General features: G+C 47.7%; 8 protein-coding genes. All 8 read left to right on the top strand.

All coding sequences use genetic code 11. From position 1 onward, the window contains the following. Positions 1–7: 7 nt before the first annotated feature. The 8 genes from FBF61_RS09615 to FBF61_RS09580 all read left to right on the top strand — a co-directional run bounded on the left by FBF61_RS09615 (position 8) and on the right by FBF61_RS09580 (position 17,790). Entirely contained in the window at positions 8–1,546 is a 1,539-nt protein-coding gene (locus FBF61_RS09615) for a RagB/SusD family nutrient uptake outer membrane protein (RefSeq protein ID WP_138476975.1), read from the top strand. 266 nt (positions 1,547–1,812) lie between these two features. Continuing rightward, on the top strand, positions 1,813–5,076 hold the full coding sequence (locus tag FBF61_RS09610) for a DUF1553 domain-containing protein (RefSeq protein ID WP_229214981.1): 3,264 nt from the start codon (positions 1,813–1,815) through the stop codon (positions 5,074–5,076). A 270-nt stretch (positions 5,077–5,346) separates the two neighbouring features. Next, positions 5,347–7,731 (top strand): ABC transporter permease, encoded by a 2,385-nt coding sequence (locus tag FBF61_RS09605; RefSeq protein WP_138476974.1) that lies wholly within the window; start codon positions 5,347–5,349, stop codon positions 7,729–7,731. 126 nt (positions 7,732–7,857) lie between these two features. Further along, the gene (locus FBF61_RS09600) at positions 7,858–8,460 is read left to right on the top strand and encodes an RNA polymerase sigma factor (RefSeq protein ID WP_138476973.1); all 603 of its coding nucleotides are present in this window, start codon (positions 7,858–7,860) and stop codon (positions 8,458–8,460) included. A 96-nt stretch (positions 8,461–8,556) separates the two neighbouring features. Further along, positions 8,557–9,624, top strand: coding sequence for a FecR family protein (locus FBF61_RS09595; protein WP_138476972.1), 1,068 nt, complete (start codon positions 8,557–8,559; stop codon positions 9,622–9,624). 169 nt (positions 9,625–9,793) lie between these two features. Further along, positions 9,794–13,216 (top strand): TonB-dependent receptor, encoded by a 3,423-nt coding sequence (locus tag FBF61_RS09590; RefSeq protein WP_229214980.1) that lies wholly within the window; start codon positions 9,794–9,796, stop codon positions 13,214–13,216. Positions 13,217–13,220: 4 nt separating this feature from the next. Then, positions 13,221–14,738 carry a RagB/SusD family nutrient uptake outer membrane protein gene (locus FBF61_RS09585; protein WP_229214979.1) on the top strand — a complete coding sequence of 506 codons (1,518 nt, stop codon included), beginning with the start codon at positions 13,221–13,223 and terminating at the stop codon, positions 14,736–14,738. A gap of 43 nt (positions 14,739–14,781) precedes the next feature. Next, positions 14,782–17,790, top strand: a complete 3,009-nt coding sequence (locus FBF61_RS09580; RefSeq protein WP_138476971.1) for a T9SS type A sorting domain-containing protein — start codon at positions 14,782–14,784, stop codon at positions 17,788–17,790. Positions 17,791–17,818: the final 28 nt, after the last annotated feature.

The raw sequence follows: 17,818 nt of genomic DNA, 5'->3' as shown, positions 1-17,818 counted from the left end.
AGAAAAAATGAAAAAGACTTTAATATACAGCCTGTCAGTTCTGTTTCTTCTTTTCGCAAACGGATGCAATGAAAGTTACCTGGAAGTACTTCCGGAAGATAAAATCACGTCTGCAACATTCTGGCAGAGTGAAGACGATATCATCCTGGCCCTGAACGGGATTTACAGCGTGCTGCGTCATACAGCCATATATGGTGCCGGACCGAGCTTTGAAGCATGTACACCGGACGGGTACCAATGGTCGCACTGGAACGGTAAGCTCATGCAGATCGGGAACGGGTCGGTTACTACCTCCCTGGACGGTGTCCCGGCAGACAGGTGGACGATGTCATACAGGATCATATCCCGCGCCAATTACTTTCTGGAAAATTTCGAAAAAGTGACGCTGAGCGCTGAGGCGAAGGAAAGGTATATGGGCGAAGTACATTTCCTGAGAGGGATCGCCTATGCACTGCTGGCTGAAACTTACGGCGGTGTACCCATTATCGACAAGGTTATCACCACCAAGGAAGCAACGGAGCTCAAAAGGGCCACCCTGGATGAAACCTGGGCAAAGGCAGTATCGGAATATGATATTGCGATCGCAGCGCTGAAAGTGGATGCGCCGCAGGTCGGCCGTGCAACAAAAGGCGCTGCATTGGGAATGAAGATGCGGGCACTGCTTTATCAGAACAAGTACACCGATGTTCTGACCGTGATTCAGCAGATCGAAGCGCTGAACAAGTACACTCTTTTTCCAAGCTATGAAGAGCTTTTCAAAGTAGCCAACGAAAACAATTCGGAAGTCCTTTTCGATATCCAGTATATTGACGGAGAGCAGGCGCAGGGCAACTTCTTTGCGTGGCTCGGTAATCCGGGCGTGGGGATTACGACGGATGCCGGCGGAGCCAGCTGCGTAGCCCCGACACAGAACATGGTGGACAAATACGAGATGATAGACGGTTCCAAGGTAGATCCGGCAAACCCATACAAAGGACGTGACCCCCGCCTGGATTTCTCCATATTAAGGCCCGGCGCAAATTTCGAAGGAAAACCTTATCCGACGGTCATCAAGAATCACACCGGACAGCGGGTCGGTTTCAATATGCGAAAATATACTTCCGAGGGCATTAAGGTAAGCACGGCGCGACAAAACCCGATTAACTTTATTGTATTGAGATACGGCGATGTACTGATGTCCAAAGCGGAGGCTTTGATTGAAACCAACACCGGTATCGATGAAGCGATCAAGATCATCAACCGGATACGTACCGAAAGGCAGGACGTGAAAATGAAACCTGTACCTCTTGGTCTTTCACAGGCGGAAGCCCGTAAAAAAGTAAGGTTCGAACGCCGTATCGAGTTTTTTCTGGAGGGAACGTATTGGTCCGACATCAAACGCTGGAAGATCGGCGGGGAATTGTATCCGAGTGAGGTACGCGGAGGTGACGGCAGTCTTATCGAAACAAAGTTTTCGGCAGGTTATCTGCCAAAGGACGATCTCTTGCCTATCCCTGATTCAGAAAGGGCCCAGAATAAAAATCTGGAACAAAACCCGGGCTGGTAACGGTGGTGCGGTCGGCTATGGGCTATGGGCTTTCGGCTTTCTGCCAAACCAATTTCAGCAACGATATTTTGGCAGGGATACCCCGCCGACTGCCGATGGCTGCCCGCCGAAAGCAAATTCGTGATAAAGTCCGATATACTTAATTTTGTTCCCTGAATTTGCTAAGTTTCAGGAATGAAAATCTAGTTCAGTATCCGAAATTTCTCAAAGAAATGTTGCTCTTTCGGAATCGGGTGCTGAACTTTCCTAAATCTTTAAAAATTATCATGACCCACCTGAAATCCTGCTTCATCATCATGTTATGCTGCGTGCTTTTTAGTGCCTGCAGCAGCAAAATTGATTTGCCGGAAGACGTTCAGTTGGAAATGTCGAAAATTTCAAAACCCATTGACTATACCTACGATGTAAAGCCCATCCTGTCGGACAGGTGCTTTGCATGCCATGGTCCCGATGAGGCCAAACAAAAAGGCGGGCTGCGGCTGGACGTTGCCAATGTAGCTTATGAGAAATCAGGCGACAGCGGGCTCAAAGCAATTGTGCCGGGCAAATCGGGCAAAAGCGAACTGGCACACCGGATACTGTCGTCGGACCCGGAAGTGATGATGCCGACCAAAGAATCTCATTTATCCCTGAACGCACGCGAAAAGGCAATTCTGATCAAATGGATCGAGGAAGGGGCAGAGTACAAGCCGCATTGGGCATTTACAGTGGTCAGAAGGCCGGAGGTGCCGAAAGTGAAAGATGAAAAGTGGGTCAGAAACGACATAGACCGGTTTATCCTGGCGAAACTGGAAGATAAGGGTTTAAAACCGTCACCGAAGGCATCTCAAACCACTTTGCTGCGCCGGGTTTATATGGATCTGAATGGTTTGCCTCCGACGCCTAAGCAGGTACAGGCATTTTTAAACGATACCACAGCGAATGCCTATGAAAAAGTGGTGGATCAGCTGCTGGCTTCTGAGCATTATGGTGAAAATATGGCTGTTCCCTGGCTGGATGCCGCCCGCTATGCGGATACCCATGGTTATCAGGACGATATGATGCGAACAGCCTGGCCGTTCCGTGACTGGGTGATCAATGCATTTAACAAAAACCTTTCTTACGACAAGTTCGTCACCTGGCAGCTGGCAGGTGATATGTTACCCAGCCCAGACCAGCAGCAGCTGGTTGCCACTGCTTTCAACCGCATGCACGCCCAAAGTATGGAAGGCGGAATAATCGCGGAAGAATACCGGACCGAATATGTCGCCGACAGGGTAGGGACCTTCGGTACGACCTTTCTGGGAATGACCGTCGAATGTGCCCGCTGCCACGACCATAAATATGACCCGATCAGTCAAAAAGATTACTATTCGCTTTATTCCTTTTTTGATAATGTAAATGAAAACGGGCAGATCCCCTACAATGGAGAATCAAGCCCCAGTATCACGCTGCCGACTCCGGAAGCTGACAAAACCTTAAAATTCATTGCGGCCAACCTGGAAGCTGAAAAGAAAAAACGCAAAGTTTTTACGGATACGTCTGATGATGAATTCAGACAATGGCTTAAAAAGGCGGAGACCGATGCCGGGAAAAATACGCTTTCGGCCAAGGACGGTTTATACGGACATTTTACGTTCGATGAGCCCTTAGGCAAAGCCTTTAAAAATTTGGCAAATCCCAAACATCATGCATACGCGGAGGGCGATTCGGCTTTATCGGATAAAGCTTCCCGCCGGGGCAGATTTGGGAATGGCAGACAGATGTTAGGAGAAAATTCAATCGATTTCGGACCGGACTTCGCTTATTTTGAACGTAATCAGCCGTTTACAATCAGTATCTGGCTGAACATACAGGACGCCACTATTGACGGCTCGCTGATCCACAAGTCAAATCATATCACAAGCGGCTTCCGGGGATGGAATATTTTCCGGGATGCCGACGGCACGGTGCGCGTTACGCTCAGCCATGTTTGGCCCGAAAATTCGATCGAGCTGAAAACGGTCCAAAAATTCCCGCTGAAAAAATGGACGCATATCGCATTTACCTACGACGGATTGAGTAAAGCCGAGGGGGTAAAAGTTTACATAGACGGTGAAAGGACACCGGTAAAAGTCTACAATGATAACCTGACACAAAGCCTGTTGTTTGGGAAGAACAAGACAAATATTGCCGTCTTCAATTTGATGATCGGAAGATTGAATGACCGGTTTACCAAAAACTTTGCGATCGATGAATTGAAAATCTATACACGTGCACTTTCAGCGCTTGAAATGCGCGGGCTGTTTTCTCAAAAGGACGAAGTGGCAGCGGCCTTGAAAACTCCACCGGTGCAGCGCTCAAAGCAGCAGTATGATGAACTCCTGGCATATTTCACAACGAACATTGACAAGGAGTATAAAAATAGCATGGCTGCGAGCCTTGCATACATCGGGCAGCAGACCGAACTCCTCAATACGCAAATCGACGTCATGATCATGAAGGAGCGTACCGTGCCCCGGAAGTCGTACATATTAAACCGTGGCGCATACGATGCCAAAGGAAAGGAAGTCAGTCCGGATACACCGGATCAGATGTTTAAAATACCAAAAGAGTATCCCAGGAACCGTTTGGGGCTGGCCCGGTGGTTGCTCCACCCAGACCACCCTTTATTCAGCCGGGTCGCTGTGAACCGGTTCTGGCAGCAATATTTCGGGAATGGCCTGGTAGCTTCAAGCAGCGATTTTGGGAACCAGGGCAACTTACCCACGCATCCCGCTTTGCTGGACTGGCTGGCAGCAGAGTTTCGAGAATCCGCCGTTTCGGGAAAATGGAATGTAAAAGCACTCCAGAAGCTGATCGTCATGTCGGCAACTTACATGCAGTCATCAGCAGCCAACAGCCGGCAGCTTGAAACAGACCCGGAGAATCAATTGTATGCGCGCGGGCCGAGTTACAGAATGAGTGCGGAGCAGATTCGGGACAATGCACTCGCATCAAGTGGATTGATCAATGAAAAAATCGGCGGGCCGAGTGTTTATCCTTACCAGCCGAAGGGGCTTTGGGAATCAATCTCAAACTATCATAAATACAGAGAACAAAAAGGCGACACCTTGTACCGCAGGAGCATGTACACCATTTGGAAGCGGACTGCGCCGCCGCCCATGATGCTTAATTTCGATGCGTCGGAGAGGCATTTTTGTGTGATGAAAAGGCAAAAGACCAGCACACCCTTACAGGCGCTCGTGGTTATGAATGATCCCCAGTTTGTAGAAGCTTCCCGGGTACTCGCACAGCGAATGCTCAAACAAACGGGTAACCTCGACGCAAAGCTATCGTATGGTTTTATGGCTTTGACCAGCCGTCGGCCGAGTTCAAAGGAAATGAAGATACTTAAGGATCTGTATCAGGAAGAGTTGGCTGACTTTCGTACAAATCCAGGCCGTGTCAGGGCGATTTTAAGCACCGGCGAACATCCGGTCGACAAGCTCATCAATCCTTCCGATCTGGCAGCCGGTACCATCGTGGCGAGCACAATGATGAATTTCGATGAGTTTCTGATTAAAAGATGATCCGCTGGTCATAAGCTTTTATGAGGAAATAGAAACATACTCACCGGCAATTTTGCGTTACTTTTCTGCTCACTTTACATGGTTTTTCTCAATCTTAGCTTATCCGGATATTCCTGAATGAGCTGGAAACTGACAGGGAGTCCGCATTCGTACAGGAGTGTCCGAATACGGACAAAAAATAATGGATATTTTCTGTAACTATTTAGGAATTCGCTAGTTACCACAAGGCATAATAGTTGCAGCAAATTTTTAACCCTAATTTTTCCCGTCATGCTCAAAAACTATCTTGTTCTCGCATTTCGCAACCTTGTCAAAGACAAGTTTTACAGCTTCATCAATATTTTTGGGCTCACGATCGGTGTGACCTGCGGAATGTTGTTATTCCTTTACGTTTCCGACGAGTTGAGTTATGACCGGTACCATGATAAGGCCGACCGGATCTACCGCATTGTATCGTACATCACCGAGCCGGACAAGATCAACAAGTGGGTAAGCACGCAGCCACCTTTGGTAAAGACCCTGAAGCAGGATTATCCGTTTGTGGAGAACTATGTACGGTTTTTCGGTAATGGACGGGTCATGTTCAGGCAGGGTGAAAAGCGGTTTTACGAGGAGGATATCTACTCGACCGACTCGACGGTATTTGACATTTTTACACATAAATTCCTGGAAGGTGATCCCAAAATCGCCCTCGACCAGCCCGGCAGCATTGTACTGACAGAGAAGGTGGCCAAACGGTTTTTCGGAGGCAGTCACGCACTGGGGCAGGTGCTGAGAACGGGAGACAGTACTTCGTATAAGGTAACGGGTGTCATAGAGGACGTTCCCAAAAATTCACATTTCACATTCAATGCACTGACGTCACTCGATCCTAACCAGCGCAATGCGGACGGTTGGGGTGGTTTTTATATCAACAGCTATTTGCTTCTTTCCAAAAACGCTGATATCAAAAAGCTGGAAGCTGGTTTTCCGCAGCTTTATGAGAAATACATGTCGTCCATTTTCAAGAGAATGGGCATTCATATTACTTATCAGATGCAGCCGCTGACCAGCATTCACCTGCATTCCCAGTTTGACGGGGAGACGAACGGAAATATCGGCTACGTCTATACGTTCAGCGCGATCGCGTTTTTTATGCTGCTCATTGCAAGCATCAATTATATGAACCTGGCTACCGCGCAATCGGCCCGGCGCGCAAAAGAAGTGGGGCTGCGGAAAGTGATGGGCTCAATGAAAGGTGCATTGATCGCCCAGTTTCTTACCGAATCCGTCCTGATCACGATGATCTCACTTTTTTCCAGTCTGATCCTGGTAGCCGCGTTGCTTCCCTTTTTCAATACCGTTTCGGGCAAGGAAATTGGTTATCTCCAATTGCTGACGCCCAAATTCATGTTGATAGGGCTGTTTATCGTTGCCTTTACGGGACTGGTAAGTGGCAGTTATCCGGCGTTTTATTTGTCTGCGTTTGAACCGGCCGAAGTGTTGAAAGGATCATTTAAGGCACGTGGCGGCTCTTTTTTTAGAAAGGCATTGGTTGTTACCCAGTTTTCGATTTCGATGGTGATGCTGATCTGCACCTGGATCGTATACCAGCAGCTCAACTACATGCGTAGCAAAGACATGGGTTACGACCGGGATCAGGTCCTGACGATCAATTACCAGGGAAACCGGTCGCCGGCCAAGTACAATGCATTTCGGAAATACTTGATCGATAATCCCAATATTGCGAATGTAGCGTCGGCCTCATCTCCCGTGAGCAATATCGGCGGCCGGGTCATTTTTACGGTTGAATCCAGTACAGGCATGAAGGAAATGGCGTTCAAGCCGACGCAGATCGATCACAATTACGTAAAAACAATGGGGATGACCGTGGTGAACGGGCGCGATTTTTCAGAAGATTTCCCGGCCGATACAAGCAATGGCGTGCTGATCAACGAGGCTGTCGTGAAACGCATGAACTGGAAAGAACCGATCGGAAAGAAGATCATGCTGGGAACGGTTTCGCCTGACGGGAAAAATAACCCGCCGACCGCACAGGTAGTGGGGGTTGTGCGGGATTTTCACCAGCAATCACTTTACAATCCGATTGAGCCGCTTATCATGATGTATCAGCCCGCCAATCCGGTTATTCATGTGAAGGTCAGAACGAAGAATACGAAGGAAACGCTGGCCTTTATCGGGCAGAAATGGGCCGAAATTTATCCCGACAGGTTGTTTGAATACCGTTTTCTGGATCAGGATTTTGAGTCGGCTTATGAGGCAGATGAGCTGCGCGGGAAGATATTTACAGCATTTTCAACATTAACCATTCTGATCGCATGCCTTGGACTATTCGGCCTGGCCACATTCACGACCGAACAGCGGGTCAAGGAAATCGGTGTGCGAAAAGTACTCGGCGGTTCCGTTGCAAGCGTCGTTCTGTTGCTGTCCAAAGACTTTACGCGGCTGGTTTTATTCTCATTCCCGATCGCCATCCCGATCGCCTACTTTTCAATGGACAAATGGCTGCAAAGTTTTCCATACAAAGCCGGGATCAGCCCGTGGATCTTCGTCGGGGCATGTGTAACTACGCTGGTGATCTGCTGGCTCACAGTTATTTACCAGTCACTTAAGGCGGCACTGGCCAATCCGGTGAAGTCGTTGCGGACTGAATAAAATACCGGGATACAAGTTCCGTGCGGAGGGATAGTCAGGCTAAAATGCGTTTGCGTTGCATAACACATCAATATTTTGTTATTCTATTGCAATATGTTAATTTTAGCCTGATTAAATGAATTGTAGATGACCGACCAGGAGCAGGAACTATGGAAGGCTTTTCAAGGCGGTAGCACAAAGGCTTTTGAAGAGATTTTGGAAATTTTCTATCGGCCAATGTTTGATTACGGTACCAGGTTTCAAAAGGACCCTGACCAGTTAAGTGATGATATCCACGATCTGTTTTTAAGTCTTTGGGACAGAAGGGCGTTTTTAAAGCCTGTTGAAAATCTCAAACTATATCTTTTCGCCGCGGTCCGGAACCAGGTTTTTCGTCAGAAAAAGAAAGCTACCTGGATGGAAGAATTATCCGATGAGCAGGAGTATGAACAGCATCAGGAAATCGACTACGCCGAAATCCGGATCATTCACAGCGAACTGACCGACGAGCGTCTTTCGCGTATCAACGCGGTAATGGGAAAGCTCTCCAAACGGCAGCAGGAAATTTTACACCTCCGCTTTTTTGAAAATCTCTCCAATAGCCAGATCGCAGAAATTTTGAATATCAGCGAGCCCGCAACTTATAATCTCCTCTCCAAATCCCTGAAGATGTTCCGGAAATACTGGAATCTCCATTTTATTGTTTTGCTGTTTTTATTTATTGTATATAAATTCTTGTATATCAATTGATTGAAAAATAATTCAAAAATAATTTATTGCATGTGATGAGATTTTAATCAAAATCATACCCTTTATACAGTAAGTCATTGGAAATTGTACTGAGGGATGAATAAATACGATTTAGATTATTTTTTAAAAAATGACGAATTTGTCAGCCTGGTCCGTTCGGGTGCGAGTCTGGAGGGGACGGTCTGGGAAAATCTCATGAATTCGGATCCCAATGTAAAATCAGAACTTGAACAAGCCAGATTATTGATCCTGGACTGGAATCAGCTGCCATCCGCTTTATCGGACAACCGGCGTACCGAGAATATACACAAGATCATGACCAGCGTTTACGAACGCGAAGAGGCGGCGACAGAAACAACTCCTGCTTTCCGCCTGGGTATCTGGACAAAGGTTGCCGCAGTTTTTCTTCTGGCAGCGGGCCTGGGCTGGTTCTGGGTCAAACAGAATCAGGCCGACTACTCGTATTCAGGTTTAACGGCCAACGCGAAGTCTACGTTGACAGAAATTAAAAATGATCAGGAAAAGGATCGTCAAATAACACTTCCGGACGGGAGTACGGTAACACTTTCAAAAGGAAGCCGGCTCAGTTATTCCGATCAGTTTACGACAGACTCGACCCGCAATGTTTACCTGGAAGGAAACGGGTTCTTTCATGTTGTCAAAGATAAAACACATCCTTTCCTGGTTTACACCAACGGGCTTGTTACCCGTGTGGTCGGGACCAGTTTTCAGATATCTTCTGACCGGGAAAAAGTTTCGGTGGTTGTAAAAACCGGGAAAGTGGCTGTTTACAGAGTGAGGGAATATACGGCGTCGCGTCGGGATGATTTGTTGCTAACACCCAATCAGGAGGCTGTTTACCAGACGGAACAAAATCAGATATTGACGAAACTGGCTGAAAATCCCGTCGTGATCGAGGGAGAGGAAGAACTCCTGAAATTCGATTATGTGGAATCGCCGGTACCGAAAATATTTGAATCGCTGGAAAAAGCCTACGGGATCAAAATTGACTATGATCCGGAGATCTTTAAAAACTGCAGTATCACCATACCACTGAGAGAAGAGCCATTTTTCACCAAGCTGAATATCATCTGTAAGACCGTCCAGGCGAAGTATGAAGTTGTAGGTAACGAAGTGATTGTTTCAGGTAAAGGTTGTGATTAAACCTAAACGTATTAAATCTTTTAACATGACAATAAAATAGTGCAAAAAAGCCGGCGATACTGCCATATCACCGGCCGAGTTAACTCCCTGTATTCACTTCAAAATGAAACTCCTTGTAAAAGGAGTAAGGGATGGTTTTGTTTCTTAGTCCAAAAACCGTAAACAAATTATGAAAAAAAAGTTTATCAAACGCAATTGCATTCATTTGATTATGAAAATCAGCGTCCCACTCTTTTTGGTGCTTCTTTTGGGTGGTATCACTTACGCCGGAAATAGTCACGCGCAGGAAATGCTCAACCGAAAAGTGAGCATCGAGGCTGAAAATACCGAATTGAAAAGTGTTTTGAACCAGCTGTCAAAGTCAACGAAAGTCCGTTTTTCGTACCTCGTTTCTTTGATAAATACGCAGAAGGTCAGCGTGTCGGCTAAAAATGAACGACTGGATGAGGTATTGCAGCGCGTCCTGAAACCATTGCGTATAGTGTATTCCGTTTCTGACGGTTTTATTATTTTAAGTAAGGAAAGCAGTCCGGATCCCGGGCCTTTAAAGACAGAGAATAAGGAGAAAGACCCAGTCAGGACTTCGTCCTATCTGGACTATATTCTTGAAAAATCGGTAAGCGGGGAAGTCCTGGATGAAAAAGGTGAAAGCCTGCCCGGTGTCAGCATTACGATAAAAGGAACCACTACTGGAACGTCCACGGGCTCCAATGGAAAATATTCACTTGTAGTGCCTTCGGAAGACGCGATTCTTGTTTTTTCTTTCGTTGGGTACGTTTCTCAGGAGATCCAGGTCAACGGAAGATCCATCGTCAATGTGAACCTGACTACGGATACCAAGGCTTTGCAGGAAGTGGTAGTGGTAGGTTACGGAACGCAGAAGAAGGTGAACCTGACCGGGGCGGTGGCCACCGTGTCGGGGGACGAAATGACGAAACGCCCGGTTACCAATGCCACGGCGATGCTCCAGGGAACAATGCCGGGTGTTCAGATCACGCAGGGAAGGGGAGAGCCGGGCAATGAAGGATTGTCGATCAGGATCCGGGGCAGCGGGACTTTCAGCGATGCGGGATCTGATCCTCTGGTACTGATTGATGGCGTGCAGGGGAATATGTCTGACCTTAACCCTGCCAATATTGAAAGTGTTTCCGTTCTGAAAGATGCTGCTTCGGCTTCGATCTATGGTGCGAGAGCTGCGAACGGGGTGGTTTTGGTTACGACCAAAAAAGGAACTGAAGGTAAACTGAGCGTTCAGTACAGCGGAAGTTATGCGGTACATAAGCCGACAAAACTCTTTGACCTGATCACCAATTCGGCAGAATACATGGAGCTGTTTAACGAGGCACGGATCAACTCCGGGCTTACTTCCGGACTTTATTCGCAGGATCAGATCGATACCTACCGCAATGCCACGGACAGGAATTTATATCCTAACACGGACTGGCTGAGCCTGATTTTCCGTACTGCTCCGACCCACATGCACAATCTTATTTTTGATGGCGGCCGCGGCGGTACCCGTTTTAATGCTTCGGTAGGTTATGTGAACCAGAAAGGAGTGATGAGAGGTTTTGATTTTGCGCGTTACAATGCGAGGTTGAATATCAGCTCGGAGATCAACAAGAACATCAAATTCGGGGCGAACATTGCTTTGAAGTCAGGTAAAACACAAGCGCCTGTGAACGGTTCGGAAGATATGTTCTTGTCGGCAATGTCGCAGGCACCTACCTATTCTCCGCAGCTTGCAGACGGCAGCGGGCACTATACTTACAAAGCGTATGATCTGGAATACAATAACAAAAACCCGATAGCCGTACTCGACGGGCGTCTGAACCGGGACAAATACGACTATTCGGGAAATACGCAGGGTTGGTTTGAAGTGAACCTGCTGAAAGGGCTGACCTGGTATACCAAGGGCGCGGTCAATGCGGATTTTTACAAAACCAAAGCTTTTCAGCCTGCACTGCAGCTATACAATTTCCGCACAAATGCTTTCATGACTTCGCTTGATCTGGGTGGCGGCCTGGAAGTGAAGGATGAGCAGAATGTGTATACCAACCTGTTTTCTTATCTGAATTACGAGCACAGTTTCAATCAAGATCACTCGGTTAAAATTCAGGGCGGTTACAGCACCGAGAAAAATACGTTTCAATATCTTACTGCTACCAGAAAGAATTTCCCGACCGAAGTTTTGCAGGAAATCGACGCAGGCAGTCCTTCGATCCAATATGCAAACGGTTCCCAGTATCAGTGGGCGATCAAGTCTTTTTTTGGAAGGCTCAATTACAATTTCAAAGAACGTTACCTGCTGGAAGCCAATCTGAGATATGACGGAACTTCCCGCTTAAAATCTGATTCAAGATGGGGCGTATTCCCTTCTTTTTCTGCCGGCTGGCGTTTGACGGAAGAGGATTTTATCAAAAATCTGGACCTGAACTGGTTGAACAGTCTGAAATTCAGGGGCTCCTGGGGACAATTGGGCAATCAGAACATCGGGAATTATCCTTACCAGGCTATCCTGAGCTTTACGGGAAATTATTCTTTTGATGATTCCAACCTTTCATCGGGTGTCGCCCAGACCAATTTATCAAACTCAAACATCAAATGGGAAACTACTACAATCGCTGACCTCGGACTGGACCTGACGGTTTTCAGGGGATTAAACCTCACCGCTGACATTTACCGCAAAACCACAACAGACATTTTAAGAGGTTCGCAGGTTACCGGCGTTGTTGGCCTTGGAGCGCCTACGATCAACAACGGAACGATGCAGAATTCAGGAATTGAACTGGGCGTTTCATACAGTAATCAGGTTACGGACGGGTTTTTCAGCGGGCTCAATTATAATATGGGCGTTAACATCGAGCATTATAAAAACAAGCTGGTCAAATTCGGTGAGCGGGAAATCGACGGATACCGTATCCGGGAAGAAGGAAGAGAGTGGAATACATACTATATGTTGCAAATGGACGGTATATTCCAGTCGGTGGATGAGATTGACAATGCGCCAAAGCAATTCAACGATGCGACTGTGCCCGGCGATATCCGCTACAAAGACCAGAACGGTGACGGGAAGATCGACAATGACGACCGCGTTGTGATGACGGGAAATTATCCGGGAATGAATTATTCCTTCAATCTGTCCGCGAACTGGAAAGGATTTGACATTTCGGCTATGCTGCAGGGCGTTAACAATATCCGGTTTTATGTCGACAACTGGGGAACCGTACCGTTTGTCCAAGGTTCGCCTCCGACAACAGACTGGCGCAATCGCTGGACTGAAACCAACCCGTCGACCACAATGCCCAGAATTTACTGGGGCTGGGGCGCGCCGGACCGCATCAGAAGGGCCTCGTCGTACTTTTTGCAGGACGCATCTTACCTGCGTCTGAAAAACGTAACATTCGGTTATACACTTCCCAAAAACCTGACAGGCAGAATAGGGATCGATAACCTGCGCGTTTTCTTTTCGGGAGATAATCTGCTGACGGCAACAAAGTATCCCGGACTTGATCCTGAGCGCGGCGGAAGCGGAAGCTTTGTTGCTTACCCGCAGAACAAAATATTCTCATTCGGACTAAATGTTAAATTCTAATTCCATGTTCGTGAAAAAACATTCATTCAAAATATTCGTGCTGGTCGCACTGGCACTGGGTTCCTGCAATGATCTGGACCTTAACCCTTTGGATCAGATATCCTCTGCAACTTTCTGGAAAACAAAAGGCGATTTCGACAAGGCGCTGACGGCGAATTATGCATACATGCAAAGTGATATATGGGCCGTGGAGTTGCCGGTATGGAACTGTCTGACCGACGATGGTTTTGCGCAGCACAACTCCGGTTCTGCCAAAGAGATCATTTCGGGAAGTATCAGCCCGTCCACGACGGGTTATGTTTCCGGTGTTTATTCGGAGAGCTATAAGGCAATCGCCAGGGTGAACATCTTTCTCCAGCAGCTCAATGCATATCAGAACAGCGATATTTCGGATGCTGACAGAAAGCTGTACGAAGCAGAGGTAAGGTTTCTGCGCGGCTTCTATTATTTCCAGCTTTACAGTGCTTACGGCGACGTGCCGCTGGTTCTGGAGCCTTTGACCCTGGAAACACAAAAACAGCCGAAAGTTGCTGCCGACAAAATTCTCGCCCAGATCCTGGAAGACCTGGATTTCGCGATCGCTAACCTGAATACGGCCGCCTATGCGCAAAATGGCGGACATGCAGCGGCTTCTTCCGCACAGGCACTGAAAGCGCGGGTTCTGATCTTTTCTGCATACGGAAATACCGGAACGCCTGATCTGGCAGTTTTGCAACAAGTGAAAGACCTGGCAGCGTCAGTGCGTGAAAAGTATTCGCTGAGCCCTAAATTCGAAGATATTTTCCGGGATGCAGGCCAGAAGGGAAATCCTGAAATTATATTTTCGGCCAATTTCCTGGCACCCAATAATACCCGGCCCTGGGACATGTATTATGGCGACTGGCTGGTGGCAAGTCCGCTTCAGAATTTTGTGGACGCTTTCGAATGTACCGACGGCCTTCCTTATGGTGTCTCGCCATTGACCGATAAAAAAGAACCATTTAAAAACCGTGACCCGAGACTTGCCAAGACGGTTTTTGTGGATCATCCCGATTTCGGCGGCGGCAAAATCCATACACCTTCCAACAGCCGTCCGACCGGCTATGGGGTAATGAAATTCCTGGTCCCTGAAAATATTCCGTACGGATTTTCAACGCTCAGTCAGCAAAATGCGGTTACGCTGCGTTTGGGTGAAGTTCTCCTGATGTTTGCCGAAGCCCAGAATGAAATAGCGGGCCCGGATGAATCGGTGTATGCAGCCATGAAAGAACTGCGCGCGCGCGTGGGTATGCCGCCTTTTCCCGCGGGATTATCGAAAGCACAAATGCGCGAAAGGATCCGTCACGAGCGCAGAATTGAACTCGCTTTTGAAGGGTTAAGATATTATGACTTGAAAAGATGGCACATTGCTGCTGAGGTACTTAATAATGTGAAGGATAGTTTTGTTCCTTACAAGTTTGAAGAGAAGTTTTACAAATGGCCATTGCCCCAGCCCGAAATCGACAAGAGCGGTGGAGTGCTGGTTCAGAATAAAGATTATTAATCAATACGTTAATGATTTTCAGCTTACGCAATTCTAAAAACGTATGGACAAAAAATTAAATGTATTGGGCACCGACATTGGGTCGGTGCTTTTGAAACTCATCGTATGCTTTCTGATTTTACTGACAGCGAAAGCACATGCCCAGAGTTACGAAGCAGAATCAGGCATACTGAGCAGCGGTGCTTCGCTGCAGAGTTGCAGTACTTGCTCCGGGCAAAGTATGGTCGGCGATCTGGGAAATGGTGCTGTCACTATTCCCGTTACGGCAGCGGCGACAGGTGTTTATAATCTTACAATTTCCTATTGTACCGGCGATCAGCGGACGATCAGCGTAACGCCCAATGGCGGTGGTGTCATCAGCGTAACTTGTCCGGCTTCGGGAGGTTGGTCCACAGTCGGCACGACGCAGGTTACAGTTCCGCTCGTGGCCGGAAGCAACTCGATCAAACTGGATAATGCATACGGTTACGGCCCCAACATTGACAGGATCTCACTCTCTGCCATCAACGCGCCCGATGTAAAAACGATCAGTTTTGGCACCAATAACCACGTTGATTTTGACCTCGCCAACGGACATTATGATGTGTATTTTGATAACAAAAAAATAATTGGGGAGGCTTTTTCCTATGCAAACTCGAATACCACTTTCGTAAGTAATCAGGGTTTCACCAAAAGAGAATATGCTTCTGCTCCGGTCACTGATCATTTCGGGACAGGCACGCGGCATGTCATCACGATGACCGGCGACGGTATGCTTGAAATGCAGCAGGTTTTTTATACCTACAACGGGAAAAATTATTTTTTCACCGAAACACTTTTGAACGGTACGGGGTCCAATTCGTATAAAATGTCACCGCTGACTTCAAATCTGGTCGATATTCATGCCCATGCAGATAAACGGGCTTTGTTTGTTCCTTACGATAACGACAAGTGGGTTCGCTACGAGGCCAAAGAAATCCGCTACGCCAATTTCACAAGCTCGGAAGCCGGTTCCATCTACGACAATACTAGCAGAAAAGGCCTGGTGATCGGCTCGGTGGAGCATGATACTTGGAAAACGGGCGTCAATCTGGCAGGGGAGGGGCGTGGGGAAACTTCCTATGTTTCAGTAATTGCAGGGTTCACGAGCGAAGATGTTACCCGCGACAAACGGGGCCACGGCTGGGTGAGTGTGGGGCAAAACAGCTGCAAATCCCCGAAAATCTTGGTCAGCTATGATAACGACTGGCGAAATGGATTGGATGATTATGGAAAAGCAAATGCAACAGCTGAACCCCGGTATGTGTTTGACTGGACGGCTGCTACACCTTTTGGCTGGAACAGTTGGGGCGCAGTTCAAGCGGGTCTGAATCTGCCTAAGGCAAAATCAGTGGTCGATTATTTTGCGGATGACCTGCCAGGTTTAAGAAATGGCGACAATACCCTTTACATTGATCTGGATTCTTATTGGGACAACCTTGCTCCCGGCGGTATGACCGGCGATTTCAGCCAGCTCACAGAGTTTGCCGATTACTGCAGATCGAAAGGTTTCAAACCGGGGATTTACTGGGCACCTTTCGTGGATTGGGGCAAAAACAGCCGTACCATGGAAGGCAGCTCGTACAATTACGATGAAGTTTGGACCAGGGTAAACGGTGAAGCGTTTGATCTGGACGGGGCTTATGCGCTGGATCCGACACATCCGGCAACAAAAGCAAGAATTGCCTATCTGATCGCCAAGTTTAAAGCGTCCGGATTTGAGATGATCAAGATTGACTTTCTTTCCCATGCCGGAATTGAGGCTGACGGATTTTATCAGCCGGGCATCCACACCGGAATGCAGGCTTACAAAGTCGGTATGGAATATCTGATCGACCAGCTGGATGGTTCCATGCTGGTGTACGCTGCGATTTCGCCCAATCTTGCCACGGGCAGGTACGCCCACATGAGAAGGATCGCCTGCGATACCTACAAGGATATCAGTGAAACGGCTTATTCGATGAACAGCGCCAATTATGGCTGGTGGCAAAACCATATCTATCAATATATGGATGCCGACCATGTTGTTTTTGGTTCGGAAAGCGAAGGGGAAAATCGTGCAAGGCTTGCCTCCTCCATTATAACCGGGACAATCATCACGGGCGATGATTATTCGGCCAACGGCAGCTGGAAAGCCAGATCCCAGGTACTTTTACAAAATTCGGACCTGTTGAATCTGGCTAAAAACGGGAAAATTTTCCGCCCGGTTGAAGGAAATACGGGCTGGGACCCTAGTGAGGTTTTTGTGCAGACGATCGGAAATAAAAATTACATCGCCGTTTTTAATTATGGTCAGGCCAGCAAAACTTTCACGATCGATCTCACCAGAGCAGGCTTTGACGGAAGTACAACATTTCAGGCAAAAGAACTTTTCTCCGGGAGTAATCCTGAGGCGAAGATGGCGGCTGCCCAGGCGCAGGGCACCATCACGATCACAGTTCCCGCTGCCGACGCTGCGATAGTTCAGCTAACGGATATCGCCCTCCCGGTCACGCTGAAAAATTTCAAAGCCACCAAATTGAACAACAACAGCCTGATTCAATGGCAGACGACGGCGGAAAAAAACAATAAAGAATTTGTGGTTGAGAGGAGCAGTGACGCCATAAAGTTCTCAGCCATAGCCACGGTTCCCGGGAACGGAGATTCGGGAAAAGAACATTCCTATCAGTTGACTGACAGCACGCCGGTCCGGGATTCGGTAAATTATTACCGGCTCAGGCAAAATGATTACAACGGACAATTTGAATATTCCAAAATCGTGGCGGTCGACTTTGGCGGTATTGAAAATACGGCTTCACTGTATCCTAACCCGGCCAGCACACAGGTTTCTGTGAAGCTCAACAAGAAGGTCAAAGGGAAACTGCACGTTAAAATCGAAGATATCGCCGGCCTGACCGTTATGACCAGATCTTTTAATAATCCTTCGGAAACAATCACAATACCCGGTATCGGCCGCCTGCGGAGCGGAGTATATCTCCTGACCTTGCAGGACGAGCAAGGCGAAATCCGGAAGCTGAGATTTGTAAAAAATTAATGGAAGGACTTATTGGTCAAGCAATAAG

The organism is Dyadobacter bucti (assembly GCF_005869225.1).
Lineage (GTDB): Bacteria > Bacteroidota > Bacteroidia > Cytophagales > Spirosomataceae > Dyadobacter > Dyadobacter bucti.
The sequence above is the reverse complement of the archived record's forward strand: the minus strand, read 5'-3'. Positions and strand labels throughout refer to the sequence as shown.